Annotated in this window: 13 protein-coding genes; 10 read left to right on the top strand and 3 right to left on the bottom strand. The window is 72.2% G+C overall.

Annotated elements, in window-relative coordinates; genetic code table 11:
* Window positions 1-25: 25 nt before the first annotated feature.
* Window positions 26-2,989, bottom strand: coding sequence for a DUF2207 domain-containing protein (locus tag FLP10_RS01465; RefSeq protein WP_149159254.1), 2,964 nt, complete (start codon window positions 2,987-2,989; stop codon window positions 26-28).
* Window positions 2,990-3,041: 52 nt separating this feature from the next.
* Between FLP10_RS01465 and FLP10_RS01460 the strand changes: the two genes are divergently transcribed.
* The 5 genes from FLP10_RS01460 to FLP10_RS01440 all read left to right on the top strand — a co-directional run bounded on the left by FLP10_RS01460 (window position 3,042) and on the right by FLP10_RS01440 (window position 6,669).
* Entirely contained in the window at window positions 3,042-3,254 is a 213-nt protein-coding gene (locus FLP10_RS01460) for a hypothetical protein (RefSeq protein ID WP_149159253.1), read from the top strand.
* Window positions 3,251-3,835: a uracil-DNA glycosylase family protein gene (locus FLP10_RS01455; protein WP_149159252.1), complete on the top strand. Its 585-nt coding sequence runs from the start codon at window positions 3,251-3,253 to the stop codon at window positions 3,833-3,835. The genes FLP10_RS01460 and FLP10_RS01455 overlap by 4 nt, the downstream gene beginning before the upstream one ends.
* A 79-nt stretch (window positions 3,836-3,914) precedes the next feature.
* Window positions 3,915-5,186 carry a Fic family protein gene (locus FLP10_RS01450; protein ID WP_149159251.1) on the top strand — a complete coding sequence of 424 codons (1,272 nt, stop codon included), beginning with the start codon at window positions 3,915-3,917 and terminating at the stop codon, window positions 5,184-5,186.
* Window positions 5,187-5,326: 140 nt separating this feature from the next.
* The gene (locus tag FLP10_RS01445; RefSeq protein WP_168209074.1) at window positions 5,327-5,986 is read left to right on the top strand and encodes a LysE family translocator; all 660 of its coding nucleotides are present in this window, start codon (window positions 5,327-5,329) and stop codon (window positions 5,984-5,986) included.
* A 50-nt stretch (window positions 5,987-6,036) separates the two neighbouring features.
* Window positions 6,037-6,669, top strand: a complete 633-nt coding sequence (locus FLP10_RS01440; protein WP_168209073.1) for a CGNR zinc finger domain-containing protein — start codon at window positions 6,037-6,039, stop codon at window positions 6,667-6,669.
* A 36-nt stretch (window positions 6,670-6,705) separates the two neighbouring features.
* On the opposite strand, the gene FLP10_RS01435 is transcribed toward FLP10_RS01440, so the two are convergent.
* Both FLP10_RS01435 and msrA read right to left on the bottom strand, forming a co-directional pair.
* Window positions 6,706-7,185 (bottom strand): flavin reductase family protein, encoded by a 480-nt coding sequence (locus FLP10_RS01435; RefSeq protein WP_149159248.1) that lies wholly within the window; start codon window positions 7,183-7,185, stop codon window positions 6,706-6,708.
* Between the two features lie 94 nt (window positions 7,186-7,279).
* On the bottom strand, window positions 7,280-7,825 hold the full coding sequence (msrA, locus tag FLP10_RS01430; protein ID WP_149159247.1) for a peptide-methionine (S)-S-oxide reductase MsrA: 546 nt from the start codon (window positions 7,823-7,825) through the stop codon (window positions 7,280-7,282).
* Window positions 7,826-7,991: 166 nt separating this feature from the next.
* On the opposite strand from msrA, the gene FLP10_RS01425 reads away from it, so the two are divergent.
* From FLP10_RS01425 to ligD, 5 genes are all read left to right on the top strand, one after another.
* The gene (locus FLP10_RS01425) at window positions 7,992-9,803 is read left to right on the top strand and encodes a cation:proton antiporter (RefSeq protein WP_149159246.1); all 1,812 of its coding nucleotides are present in this window, start codon (window positions 7,992-7,994) and stop codon (window positions 9,801-9,803) included.
* A gap of 245 nt (window positions 9,804-10,048) precedes the next feature.
* Window positions 10,049-10,951 carry an aggregation-promoting factor C-terminal-like domain-containing protein gene (locus FLP10_RS17530; RefSeq protein ID WP_246150327.1) on the top strand — a complete coding sequence of 301 codons (903 nt, stop codon included), beginning with the start codon at window positions 10,049-10,051 and terminating at the stop codon, window positions 10,949-10,951.
* 45 nt (window positions 10,952-10,996) lie between these two features.
* The gene (locus tag FLP10_RS01415) at window positions 10,997-12,037 is read left to right on the top strand and encodes a YihY/virulence factor BrkB family protein (protein WP_149159245.1); all 1,041 of its coding nucleotides are present in this window, start codon (window positions 10,997-10,999) and stop codon (window positions 12,035-12,037) included.
* Between the two features lie 67 nt (window positions 12,038-12,104).
* Window positions 12,105-12,590, top strand: coding sequence for a nitroreductase family deazaflavin-dependent oxidoreductase (locus FLP10_RS01410; RefSeq protein ID WP_149159244.1), 486 nt, complete (start codon window positions 12,105-12,107; stop codon window positions 12,588-12,590).
* 10 nt (window positions 12,591-12,600) lie between these two features.
* Window positions 12,601-13,632, top strand: coding sequence for a non-homologous end-joining DNA ligase (gene ligD / locus FLP10_RS01405; RefSeq protein WP_149159243.1), 1,032 nt, complete (start codon window positions 12,601-12,603; stop codon window positions 13,630-13,632).
* Window positions 13,633-13,638 lie beyond the last annotated feature (6 nt).

Below are 13,638 nucleotides of genomic sequence, written 5' to 3'. Positions count from 1 at the left end.
GGCCAGCGTGCCCGCCGACCGTCGATCACCCCGCGGGCCGCCGCCGAGTCGCGATGAGCGCCCACACCGCGAGCACCACGGCCGCGAGCGTCGGGAATCCGAGCGCCGGCAGCACCGGATGGTCGGGCACCATGTCGCCGCACAGCCAGAAGAACAGGATCGTCGAGGCCAGTGCCGACAACGGCGCGAACCACCGCACCAGGTCTCGGCCGGGTCCTGGTCGCGTGGCCCAGTGCTGCCGACGGCCGAGGATTCCGGCGCCGGCCACGGTAATCGCGAGCAGCGCGAGCGTCAGGTTCGTCGCGAACGGGAACGCCTGGCGGGCCGCGGCGGACCCCCGTGCCACGTCGTCGGGGCCGGTGAACGTGCCCTGCGGGAAGTCGAGCGCGACGCCGAGGTCGTCGACGGTGAGCGCGAACGGGTACCCGTAGTCGCTGTCGTGCAGCTCGAGCCCGTACGAGCGCATGCCGCCCGAGGCATCCGTCGACTCCGCGGTTCCCGCGTACCGGTCGGGGTCCGCCTCGTCGGCGAGGGAGCCGAACGGCACCACCGCCTCAGCCCAGTCGCGCGGGTGCTCGCCGGTGTCGGTGTCGCGGGTGATCCACCCCGCCGAGGTGGCGAGCCCGGCGAGCTCCTCCGACAGGCGGAACTCCACGTGCAGCGGTTCGATCGCATGGTCCCAAGTCGGGAAGAGCTGCGCGGAGTCCCAGCCCTCCAGGAGCGCGACCCAGCGCACCCGGTCGACGACGTCGCCGTCGCGATCGACGGTCGCGACGGCGGCCGAGCCGATCGTGTACTCGATGACCGTGTCGAACGTGCCCGCCAACACGTCGGTCATCGTCGTGCGCATGAGCAGCGTGTCGCGGTCCTGTTCGGTCGCGAACGGCACCGCCTCGCCGTCGATGCGCACCGAGTCCACGCGGACGTCGAGCTGCTGGCCGTCGACGACGTTGCGCCACTGATCGGCCAGCTGCGGCACGCGTGAGCTCGAGTCGTCGAAGGTGACGCTCATGCGCTCGATCACGCGGATCTCGGCGCGTCCGTCGGCGGTGCGCGCGAGCTCGGCGCCGAGCTCGGCCGAATTCGCCTCGACCCAGAGCGATCCGGGCACGTCGCCCTCGTACGCCCGGTAGGTGAGTCCGCGCTCGTAGGGGTTGGGCACGGTCGCGACCATCGCGATCGCGGCCGGAACGAGCAGCACGGATGCCCCGATCACGAGCAGCCTCGTCCAGCTCAGGTAGGTCGGGGTTCGCCACCCGTGCACGCGTGCGCGCCCGTCGAGCTCGGCGTCGAGCATCGCGGCCACGCGTCGCCCGGCCTCGCGAGCCGGTGCCACGAGCACCGCGTACGGGAGCGCGAGGTCGCGCGACGGGCCCCGGTCGAGCAGCTGCGTGCGTTCGGCGAAGACGCCGATACCGCGGAGGTGCTGCTTGAGGAGCGCCCCGCGGCGGGTGAGCGGGCGCGTCGACCACGCGATCCAGACGACGACGGCCGCGATCACCGTCGAGACGATGACGAACGCCGCCGGCCACCAGACGATCGCGAGCTTCGCCTGGTGCGAGAGCTGGCGCACCAGCCCCCACTGCACGAGCACGAGCGCGGGCGGTGCGGCGAGGAACAGGTCGCGCACGAACCCGCGCGGCACCCGCCGCCAGCCCTGGTCGATCTGCGCGCGGCGGGCGCCGCGCGACCAGTAGCGTCCGAGCGCGCGCGGTAGGTCGCCCAGCCTTCCGGCGCGGCGCGCGGCGCGTGCGGCGTCGAGGCGCTGCTCGTCTCCGGCGCTCGCCGGACCGCGCCGCGGGATCGCCGCGAGGGCATCCGCGAGGGCGACCGCGCGGGGTGCGCCGAGCACGTGCGCGGCGGCGACGGGTGCGACCCCCGGAGGATCGTGCCGCGCCACGATCCACGGCCGTCCGCGCGCGTCGCCCCACGCGACCGCACGCGCCGCGAGCGCGAGCAGCAGCACGATCGTGAGGAACGCGAGCGGCAGCAGCGGCCCGAAGGTCTGCGTGAGGAAGAGCGGCGACGGGCCCGGCATCGCGAACGTGCGCCGCTCGAACGACATCGTGAACCAGGCGTTCGCGTGCGGCGGGATGTTCTGGTCGTTCGTGAGTCGGTACGTCACCGTGCCCGCGGGGCTGTCGTCCTCGGGCTCGAGCCATTCTCCGCCGCCGATCAGCGTCCAGGCGAGGGCCCCGCGCGGCTGTCGGATGAGCCGGTCGTCGACGTCCTCGGGCAGCGTCACGCTGACATCCAGTCCGCTGAACGCCTGGGGCCACGACGGACCGAACACATCCCACTCGAGCAGGTCGACCTGCGTGCCGGATGCCTCGTCGACGGCCTCGTACGCGAGGTCGCGCAACTCGTACCGCAGCACGAACTCGTGATCGCCGTCGAGCCGCTCGCCGGCGTCGAGGGTGAGCGTCAGCCGCGTCGCGCCCGCGGCCTGCTCGACGTCGATCGCCTCCCCGTCGAGGGTCGCCGTGATGCGTTCGGGCTCGAGCGCGTGCCCCTGGTACTGGGTCGCGAGCACGCGTCTGATGCCAGTGCGGTCGACGTCGTCGGGGAAGTGCGCCGTGATGCGCTCCTCGACCGCGGCGCGCAGACCGCCCGCCTCGTCGCGGGTGAGGTCGTAGTCCGCCGCGAATTCACGCGCGATCCAGTCTTCGGTCGCCGTCGACGCCGACGAGGTGATGTCCTCGAGCGTGAGGGGCGGGTTGATGACCGGCCCGACGAGCAGGACGACACCGGCTGCGGCGACGAGGGTCCAGAACACCCGGATGCCCCGGCGCAGCGGTATGCCGCCGTGCGAGCGGAGCCACGCTTCGAGCTGGAGGAGCCACCGGGACAGGAGCGCCCAGAGCGGGGTGTGGCGCGGGCGATCGTCGGGGATGGAGTCGGGTGGCGCGGGCAGGTCGTCGTCGGTGGCGTCGGGTTCGTCGGAGGGGATGCGCGCGGGGACCTCGTCGTTCGGGTGGCGGGGGCTCACCCGCCCGAGTCTAGATCGGGGCCGGTCCGAGGCTGAGCACTACGCTTGCGGCATGCTCTTCGCGCTTTCCGACATCGATGCGAGCGGATGGCTCGTGCTCGGCGCGCTGGCGATCGTGCTCGTCGGTTGGGGCGTCGCGAGCAGGGTCGCGTATCGCCGGCGGGTGGCGCGGGAGCGGGCGGCCGTCGCCGATCAGACTTCGGATGCCTCGGGTGAGCCGCCGTCCGCCGGCCGACCTCCCGGCGACGAGCCCGACCGCAGATGAGCGACCCCTTCGAGCGGCTCCGCGACGAGATCGCCGCCGACCCGGTCAACGCCGAGTACACGGCCCTCGGGTGGCGCCCGCTCATCACGGGTTCGCCCGAGTCGCGCGTGCTGATCATGAGCCAGGCCCCCGGGCGACGCGCGCAGGAGAGCGGCGTCCCGTTCAACGACGCGAGCGGGGTGCGGCTGCTCGACTGGCTCGGCGTCACCCGCGCGGATTTCGACGACCCGGCGAAGTTCGCGATCGTGCCGATGGACTTCTATTACCCCGGCAAGGGCGCTTCGGGCGACCTGCCGCCGCGCCGGGGCATCGCGGCAGCGTGGCATCCGCGCATCCTCGCCGAACTGCGGCCGCGACTGACCGTGCTCGTCGGCGCGTACGCCCAGCGTGAGCGGCTGGGCGACCGGCGCGGCGCCACCCTCACCGACACGGTGCGCGCCTGGCGAGCGTACGCTCCGGCCGTCGTGCCCATCGTGCATCCGTCGCCGCTCAACGTGGGTTGGCACCTGCGGAACCCGTGGTTCGAGGCCGAACTCGTCCCCGAGCTGCGCCGGCTCGTGGCCGCGGCGCTCGCCGAATGATCTGAGCCGAGACAAGCAAATCACCTTTCGATCAGCTAAAGTTGATTTGAACCCGCCCCTATCGACGTTCGGAGGCGCCATGGCCCACTCCGTCGACCTGCTGTGGCATCCGCACGACGCCGCAGGCCTCAGCCGCCGCGACCGCGCTCCCGGCCGATACCGCGCGTACGTGCCCGACGAGCTCGGCGACCACCTGCCGCCCATCGGCGACGAGGCGCGACAGGCGGCCGAAGATGCGCTCGCCGTGCTGGCCCGGGCCGACGAGCGCATCGGCGCCGGCGGGGGATATCTGAACCACCTCCTGGTCCGCAGCGAGAGCATCTCGTCGTCGTGGATCGAGGGCAACCGCATCACCCCGAAGAAGCTCGCGATCGCCGAGCTCCTCGAGCACGGCAGCCGCGTCGCGCTCGATGTCGTGGGCAACGTCCGCGCCACCGAGGAGGCGATCGACGCGCTCGCCGAGCCCGGCCGCACCATCACGACGGCCGACCTCGAGCACCTGCAGCACGTCATCGAGCCCACCCTCGCGCCCGGCCTGCGCACCGAGCAGAACTGGGTCGGCGGGCCGGGGTGGAGCCCGCTGCGCGCCGACTTCGTGCCGCCGCCCGAGACCGAGGTGCGCCGCCTCGTCGACGACCTCGCTCGGTTCGTCACCGCGACCGACGGCAATCCGATCGTGCGGGCCGCCATCGCGCACGCGCAGTTCGAGACGATCCACCCGTTCATCGACGGCAACGGCCGCACCGGCCGCGCGCTCATCCACACCGTTCTCCGACGAGCCGACGCGCTGCGCAATGTGCTCATCCCGATCAGTACGGTGTTCGCCGGCGACACCACGGCCTACCTCGCGGGCCTCACCGCGTTCCGCGCCGATCCGCCGCGGCTCGACGACTGGGTGCTCGGTTTCGCTCGGGCGGCCGAACTCGCGGCCGGCAACGCCGTGCGCTTGGCCGACGAGCTCGCGCGACTCGACGGACAGGTCTTCGACGAGCTCGTCGAGTTCCGGCGCGCATCGGGGCGCACGCCCGCCGTGCCGCGGCGCGACGCGGTGGCGCGACGCATCCTCGTGGGCCTGGCTGCCGAACCGGTGCTCACGGTCGAGTCCGTCGCGATGCAGCACGGCGTGTCGACGGCGGCGGCCCACCGGGCCCTCGTCGAGCTCGCCGACGCCGGGATCCTCGGGCGATCGAAGGACCAGCGCGGGCGGCTCATCTGCTGGACGGCCGACCGGCACCTCGACCTGGTCGCGCTCACCGAGCGCAGCAATCGGGTCGGCGCCGGCGACACCGGCCATCGCAGGCCGCGGCTCGGTCCACCGGTGCCCGAGCGACGCACCTCCGACCGAACCTGACCCACGCCTCCCGGACGACCTCCGTGAGGACGCGCGGTTCGACACCATGGCGAAGCAACGTCATAAACGCTATGATCGCGTGACAGTGCAACGCATGAATTGTCATCCATGCGTGACATTTGATGAGACGGGACGGACGCATGCTCGACCTCGACGCATACCTGGTGTTCCTGGCGGTCGTGTTCACCGTCACCGTGCTGCCCGGGCCCGACCACGTCTATCTCGGCGCGGTCGCCCTCCGCGACGGCCGGGTGGCGGGGCTGATCGCGGCCGCGGGCATGGCCGCGTCGATGGGCGTGCACACCCTCGTCGCGACGACCGGCCTCGGCGTCGTGCTCGCCGCAGCACCCGCAGCGCTCATCGCGATCAGGGCGGTGGGCGCGGCGTACCTCGTCGTTCTCGGCGCCGGTGCGCTTCGCGCTGCCCGGCGAGCCCGTGCCGGATCAGAGGAGTTGTCGGCGACACCGGGCGGTCGGGTGTTCTGGCGCGCCGCCCTCGTGAACCTCACGAACCCGAAGATCGTGCTCTTCTTCCTCGCGTTCCTGCCGCAGTTCGTCGACGCCGACGCAGGTCCGGCCGCCGGCCAGCTGCTGCTGCTCGGGCTCTCGTTCGTCGCGGTCGGGTTCATCGTCGACAGCGCGTACGCACTGCTGGGCGGCGCCCTGCACGACTACCTTGATGCCCGCGGCACCCGCCGCGCGGCCATTGCGACGGCGAACGGCGTCATCCTCCTCAGCCTCGCCGGCGTCATCGTGGGGTCGATCGTGGTCGACACCGTCGCCGTGCCGGGGCCGGTCTGACGATCCGGCCGACCTCGAACACAGCCTCGGTCACGCGTCGTATGCTGTTCATGCGTGACGGTGGCGTGTCGCAGAAGGGAGCCGAGCCGATGGCGCAGGACGTGAGCCGAACCGTCGAGGCGTTCCCGATCGACCTCGTGGTCGACCTCGTCAACGAATGGGGAACCGTGCCTCGGGCGGTCGCGGGGGAGTCCGACGAAGCGTACCCGACCCTCGCCGAGTTCATCGCCGCGCATCCGGCGCTCCGAGCCGTCGGATCCCCGCACGCCGAGGGCGACCTCGTCGCGGCGGCCGATCGGCTGCATCCCGTCTTCGCGGCCGCCGACGCGGCATCGACGGCGGCGCTGCTCAACGAGCTCGTCGACGATGCGGCGCTCGCGCTGCGTCTCGAGGCGGGCGGCGAAACCTCCGAGCTCGCACTCGTCCACGCGGCGTGGCGGCAGGCGGGCGACGCGTCGGGCTCGACCCGGGTGCTCGGCTCCGCCGTGGTCGCGCTGGTCGACTGGCTTCGCGACGAACCCGATGCCGACCGGCTCGGCATCTGCGAGGGCGACGCCTGCGCGGACGTCTACGTCGACGCGTCGCCCGCCGGCCGTCGGCGGTTCTGCTCGCTCACCTGCCAGAATCGGGTCCGCACGCGCGCCTACCGTGCCCAGCAGCGGGCCGCAGCCACTCGGTCCTGATCCGGTCGGCGGCGCCGGCCGCCCAGGCCGCGTGTCTCAGTCCGTCAGCGTGCGGAACCGCGTCTCGTGCCACACCAGCGGCGGAGCATCCGGTCCCAGGCGCACGTCGACCACCTCGGCGACGATCAGCGACGACGAGCCCACCGGCACCACCAGCGTCGGCACCGCCCGCATCGCGGCCCGCGCATCCGGCAGGAACGGCTCGCCGCTCGGCAGGCGTTCCCACGGCTGCTCTGGCGTGAACCGCGGGCCCCCGCTCGTGGAGAAGGCGCGTGCGAGGTCCTCGTGCTGGGTGCCGAGGAAGTGCACCACGAGCGAGTGCGCGCCGAGCAGCGCGCCCGCCGTTCCGGTGGCGCGAGTCACCGAGAACACGAGCGAGGTCGGATCGAGCGCGACCGACGCCACGCTCGACGCGGTCAGCCCGACCGGGCCGGTCGCCGTCGCCGCGGTCACGAGCGCGATGCCGGCGGGGTGGGTGCGGAAGGCCGTCTTGAAGTCGGCGATGAGGTCGCTCATCACTCCACCGTACGTCCGGATGCCCCGCGCACTCGCGCGGGGCATCCGGTCGATCTCGTCGCGATCTCAGGCGACGAGCATCAGACGACCTGCGTCAGGCGCTCGCCGTCTCCTCGCGCTTGGGCAGCTTCCACCCGGGCCGCACGAAATGGCAGGTGTAGCCCCACGGGATGCGCTCCAGGTAGTCCTGGTGCTCGGGCTCGGCCTCCCAGAACGGGCCGGCCGGCTCGATCGTCGTGACGGCGTCGCCGGGCCACAGGCCCGAAGCGTCAACGTCGGCGATGGTGTCGCGCGCGACCTGCTCCTGCTCGGGCGAGAGCGGGAAGATCGCCGAGCGATAGCTCGTGCCGATGTCGTTGCCCTGCCGGTTCAGCGTCGTCGGGTCGTGGATCTGGAAGAAGAACTCCAGGATGTCGCGGTAGCTCGTCTTCGCGGGGTCGTACACGATCTCGACGGCCTCGGCGTGCCCGGGGTGGTTGCGGTAGGTGGCGTCCGCGTTCTGTCCGCCGGTGTAGCCGACCCGCGTGTCCAGCACGCCGGGCTGCTTGCGGATCAGGTCCTCGACGCCCCAGAAACACCCTCCGGCCAGCACCGCGGTCTCGGTGCCGGGGACTCGAGTGATCTCACCAGGTGCGGTCATGGTCGTCCTCCTCGTCGAGGCAGGATACTCCGTCGATCGGAGCCGGATGCCTCGCCATCCGCTGCAACGCCGGAATGGGCCCGCCTGTTCCCGAGCGCGCCGGTGGTCGCGCCGGACTCCCCGGGTACGACAGACTGGCACGCACGGGAACGGAAGGGAGCGCGCCGTGGAGGTCCTCGTCGTCATCGTGCTGGGGCTGCTCGGCATCGCCGCCGCCACCACGATCGCACCTCGATTGCGCGTCGCCTCGCCGCTGCTGCTGGTCGTGCTCGGCATCGGGGTCAGCTTCCTGCCGTTCATCCCCGACGTCGAGATCGACCCCGAGTGGATCCTCGCCGGGCTCCTGCCGCCGCTGCTGTACGCGTCGGCGATCGCCATGCCCTCGATGGAGTTCCGGCGCGAGTTCGGGGCCATCAGCGGATTGTCGATCGGCCTGGTCGTGGTGAGCTCGGGCGTGCTCGGGCTGTTGTTCGCCTGGCTGATCCCCGATCTCGGACTCGCGCTCGGCATCGCGCTCGGCGCGATCGTGAGCCCGACCGATGCGGTCGCGACCTCGATCGTGAAGCGCGTCGGCGTGTCGCCGCGCATCGTCACCGTGCTCGAGGGCGAGAGCCTGCTCAACGACGCGAGCGCGCTCGTGCTCCTGCGCTCGGCGATCGCGGCGACCGCCGCCTCGGTCACGTTCTGGGATGTGGTGGGCGACTTCGTGTTCGCGGTCGGCGTGGCGGTCGTGCTCGGCTGGGTCGTCGGCCGCGTCAACCTGTGGGTGCGGTCGCGCGTGAAGGATGCCACGGTCAACACCGTCATCTCGTTCACGGTGCCGTTCCTCGCCTCCCTGCCGGCCGACGCCCTCGGGGCATCCGGCCTCGTCGCCGCGGTCGTCGCCGGCCTCGTCACCGGGCGCGGTGCGATCCGCAGCCTCGCACCGGGCCACCGCATCTCCGACGCGCAGAACTGGCGCGCGATCGAGCTCATCCTCGAGGGCACCGTGTTCCTGATCCTCGGCCTCGAGCTCTCGACCCTGATCGACGACCTCGCGAACGAACAGCTGGGCGTCGAGGTGGGCGTGCTCCTCGCGCTCGCCGCGCTGGCCGCCGTCATCGCCGTGCGTGCTGGCTATATCGCCGTCACGCTGTGGATCCTCGCGCGCCGACGGCGTCGGGCGGCGGCGATGCGGCCCCGCATCGAGCAGATCCAGCAGCGACTCGACGCGCACGACCTCGCCGAGCGCGCCGAGGGCGCCGTCGAGGTCGAGGAGGCGGCCGAGGCGGAACGCGGTGAGGGCACCGCCGAGCCGGCATCGTCGGCGGTCGGTTCCGGCTCGGGCAGCAGCGCCGGCAGCGCCGCCGACGCCCCCGGGACGGCGACGCCCGGTGCATCCAGTCGGCGGGGCGGGCGCCGAGACCGCGGCGGCGACGGCTCGCGTCTGCACCGGGTACGCCGCATGCTGCGTCGCAAGGCCGCCGACATCGACTACTTCCTCGCGGTTCCGCTCGGGTGGAGAGAGGGCGCGGTCATCGTCTGGGCGGGCATGCGCGGGGCGGTCACACTGGCCGCGGCGCAGACGCTGCCGCACGACACCCCCGGCCGGTCGCTGCTCATCATCACCGCGTTCTTCGTCGCCGCCCTGTCGCTGCTCATCCAGGGCGGCACCCTGGGCTGGTTCGTGCGGCTGGTGAAGCCGGCGCCCATCGATCGGGCCGCCGTCGAGGCGGAGCGCGCCGAGGTGGACCGCCTGACCATCGAGGTCGCCCGTCGTATCTCGGCCGATCGGCGCGAGGCAACCGAGGCGGCGCGTTCGAAGGGCGAGGAGGGCCGGGAGATCGTGCGACAACTGCGCCTCGAGATCGTCGCGGCCCAGCGCGAGGCGCTGCTCGAAGCCCGCGACGACGGCATCTACAGCTCCTCGGCGCTCTCGAGCGCCCTCGACGCGCTCGACGCCGAGCAGATCAGCATGGAGCTGCGCGGGGAGAGCTGAACTCGGCCCTGATCGGCCGTTCTCACATCTGCCAGCCGCGCGCTCGCACCATTATCACGCCACTGCGGCATCCGCGACCCTGTCCACGGGATTGCCAGAAAAAGGTGAGGAACCGTCCAGAACGGGTCTGCAGACTGACTGCTTCCGCCTCGGCTCGCCCGAGGCATCCGTTTGTCACCGACTGGAACGAGACCGCGCCCGCGCCCGACGAGCCCAGCCCGTCGCCCAGTGCGCCAGTGAACGATATGCAGAACCAGACCTCCACCATCTCCACCGATCTCCACACCGAGCCCACCCGCCGCGATGCCCGCCGTCGCCGCCGCCACGACTGGCGGGTGAGCGTTGTCACCGGCGCCGCCGTGGTCGCCATCGGCGCCGTGTCGGGCGTCGGTTTCGTCTCGCAGAATGCCGTAGCCGCCCAGCGCGACCGCGTCGCCGAGACGCGCGTGCTCACCGACGCCGGCAACGCCGACACGATCCAGGCCGCCAGCCACAGCGTCGTGCTCGACGCACGTGCCGCCTACGAGGCCAAGTCCGCCCTCGCCGGCGCCGGTGCCGCCGTCACCGCGGCGCAGGGCAAGGTCGACGCCGCGGCGCTGGCCGCGACGGTCGCCAATCTCGACGACTACGAGCGCCTCTCGCCGTCGCGGGTGTTCACGCTCGTGACGCAAGCCGAGCAGCTCACCCAGGACGTGCAGGCCCGCGTGGCCGAGTTCGATCGTGTCGCGGCCGAGCAGGCCGCCGCGGCGAAGGCGGCCGAGGAGGCTGCGGCCGCGCAGGCCGCAGAGGAGGCCGCCTCGAGCGGCCCCTCGACCTCGTCGCGCCCCGCAGCCCCGTCGAACCCGAGCGAGGCCCAGGCCATCGCCCGCGGCCTGATGGCCTCGATGTACGGCTGGGGCGACGACCAGTTCGGCTGCCTCGTCGAGCTGTGGAACCACGAGTCGGGCTGGAACGTGTACGCGTCCAACGGCTCGAGCGGCGCCTACGGCATACCGCAGGCTCTGCCCGGCAGCAAGATGGCCTCGGCCGGCGGCGACTGGGAGACCAACCCGGCGACGCAGATCACGTGGGGTCTCGGCTACGTGGCCGGCCGCTACGGCACGCCGTGCGGCGCCTGGGACTCGTTCAACGCCCAGGGCTGGTACTGACGCAACCCCTGTCGGGAGCGGGCGCGACGCCCGTAGCCTGACGGGATGGACGAACCCTCCGACGCGCCCGCGACCAAGTCCGAATCCGGACCGGTCGCGGGCGTCCGTCGTCTCATCGAATGGGTGCTGAGCACCAAGCCCGCCCGCGCGTTCCTGCTCTACAACGAGAGCAAGGGTCCGAAGCTCGCCGACAGCGTGACGTACCGCACACTGTTCTCGCTGTTCGCGGGCGTGTTCCTCGGATTCGCCATCGCCGGCCTGTGGCTCGCGGGCAACCCCGACGCGATGGACGCGCTCATCGACGCGCTCGACGCCGCGATCCCGGGCCTGGTCGGGACGGGCGCGCTCATCGATCCCGACGACCTGGTGCAGCCGCTCACCTTCGGCATCGCCGGCTCGATCGCGCTCATCGGCCTCATCGGCACCGCGATCGGGGCGATCGACTCGCTGCGCGTCGCGTTCCGCACGATCGCGGCGAAGCCCGACAGCGAGCTGTTCGTGGTCTGGCGGATGCTGCTCGACCTCGCGACCGCGGTCGGTTTCGGGCTCCTGCTCGCGGCGTCGGCGGCGGTGACGGCCGGCGGCACGATCCTGCTCGGCGGCATTCTCGACCTCGTCGGGGTCGGCCCGAACTCGCCGGTGGTGGGCTTCGCGACCCAGTCGGTATCGGTGATCGTCACGTTCGCGATCGACGCAGTGGTGATCGCGGGGCTGTTCCGGGTGCTGTCGGGCGTGCGCGCGAAGGCGAGAGACCTCTGGAGCGGCGCGATCCTCGGCGGCATCGGTCTCACGGTGCTCCAGGTGCTGTCGAGCCTGTTCGTGGGCGGGGCGCGGAGCAACCCGCTGCTCGCGTCATTCGGCACGCTCATCGCCCTGCTCATCTGGCTCAATCTGTCGGCCCAGGTCATCCTCATCGCCTCGGCCTACATCGTGACCGGCGTCGAGGAGCGGGTGGACCGTGTCGCCGAGCGCTACGGCGCACGATCGATGGCGCTGCGGAAGCTGCGGCGGGCCGAGCGGCTCGCGAAGGAGGCGGGCGCCGAGGTGCTCAGGGCCCGCGAGGCGGTCGAGCGGGTGAAACCCTGAGCGGATGCCACGGGCGGATGTCGCTCCGATCGATGCGTCGCGCCGCCGTCGCGGGCAGAATGCAGGGATGCCGTTCACCCAGCGCCTCGTCCGTCGCGTCGTCGCCCCGCTGACCCGCACACGGTTCTTCCGGTTCATCGGCCCGCTGCTGCTGCCGCCGTTCGAACGGCTCGTCGCCCGGCTCTCGGGCGGTCGCGCTCAGGTGAGCGGCCTGCTCGTGCCGTCGCTGGTGTTGCACACAGTCGGCGCCAAGAGCGGTGAGCCGCGCGACACGGTGCTGATGTACACGCCCGACGGCCGCGGCCGCGCCATCGTGGCGGGCACGAGCTTCGCGCGCGAGCGGCATCCCGGCTGGACCTACAACCTGCTCGCGCACCCCGCAGCCGAGATCACCGTGCGAGGCCGACGTCTGCGCGTCGTCGCGAGTCCGATCCCCGATGACGAGCGCGACGCCGCGTGGGCCCGCATCGAGCAGCAGTGGCCCGGTTATCGCAACTACGAGCGCGAGTCGGGCCGGGTGGTGCGCCTGTTCCGACTGCAGCCGGTGCGGTAGCGTCGCGCACATGGCCGCCGACGCAGTGACCCTGACCGTGCCCGGCCCCCGAGGGGATCGCGAGGTGCGCGTCTCGAGCCCGGGGCGCGTGCTCTGGCCCGAGGTCGGCATCACGAAACTCGAGCTCGCCGAGTACCTGGTCGCGGTCGGCGAGCCATTCGTCGAGGCGAACGGCGATCGGCCCGTGTCGTTGCAGCGATTCCCGGGCGGTGTCGACGGCGAGCAGTTCTTCTCGAAGAATCCGCCGAAAGGCGCTCCCGAGTGGGTGCGCGCGGTGCCCGTCACCTATCCGAGCGGGCGTTCGCACCCGCAACTGGTGATCGACGAGCCGGCGGGCGCCGTCTGGGCCGCCCAGATGAACACCGTCGTGTTCCACCCGTGGGCATCGCGGGCCGAGGCATCCGACCTGCCCGATCAGCTGCGCATCGATCTCGACCCGCAGCCGGGCACCGGGTACGCCGAAGCGATCGAACCGGCTCTCGCGCTGCGCGACCTGCTCGCCGAGGCCGGATTGACGGCGTTCGCGAAGACGTCGGGCAATCGGGGCATCCACGTCTTCGCCCCGATCGAACCCGAGCACGAGTTCCTCGACGTGCGGCATGCCGTGATCGCGGTCGCCCGCGAGCTCGAGCGGCGCATGCCCGACCGGGTGACGACCGCCTGGTGGAAGGAGGAGCGCGGCGAACGGGTGTTCGTCGACTACAACCAGGCCAATCGCGATCGCACCATGGCGGGCGCCTACAGCCCGCGCGCGCTGCCGTGGGCGAGCGTGTCGTGCCCACTCGAGTGGAGCGAGGTCGCCGACGCCGACCCGCGTGAATTCACGATCCGCTCGCTGCCGGCTCGGCTCACCGAACGCGGCGACCCGTGGGCGGGCATGCAATCGAAGGCCGCGCGCATCGACCCGCTGCTCGACTGGTGGGCCCGCGACCTCGACGACGGACTCGGCGAGCTGCCCTTCCCGCCCGACTTCCCGAAGATGCCGGGGGAGCCGCCGCGCGTGCAGCCCTCACGCAAGAACCCCGCGAACTGGCAGGAGTAGCGCCCG

Origin of the sequence: Agromyces intestinalis (assembly GCF_008365295.1) — a bacterium.
Lineage (GTDB): Bacteria > Actinomycetota > Actinomycetes > Actinomycetales > Microbacteriaceae > Agromyces > Agromyces intestinalis.
This window is presented reverse-complemented; position numbering and strand designations above follow the sequence as displayed.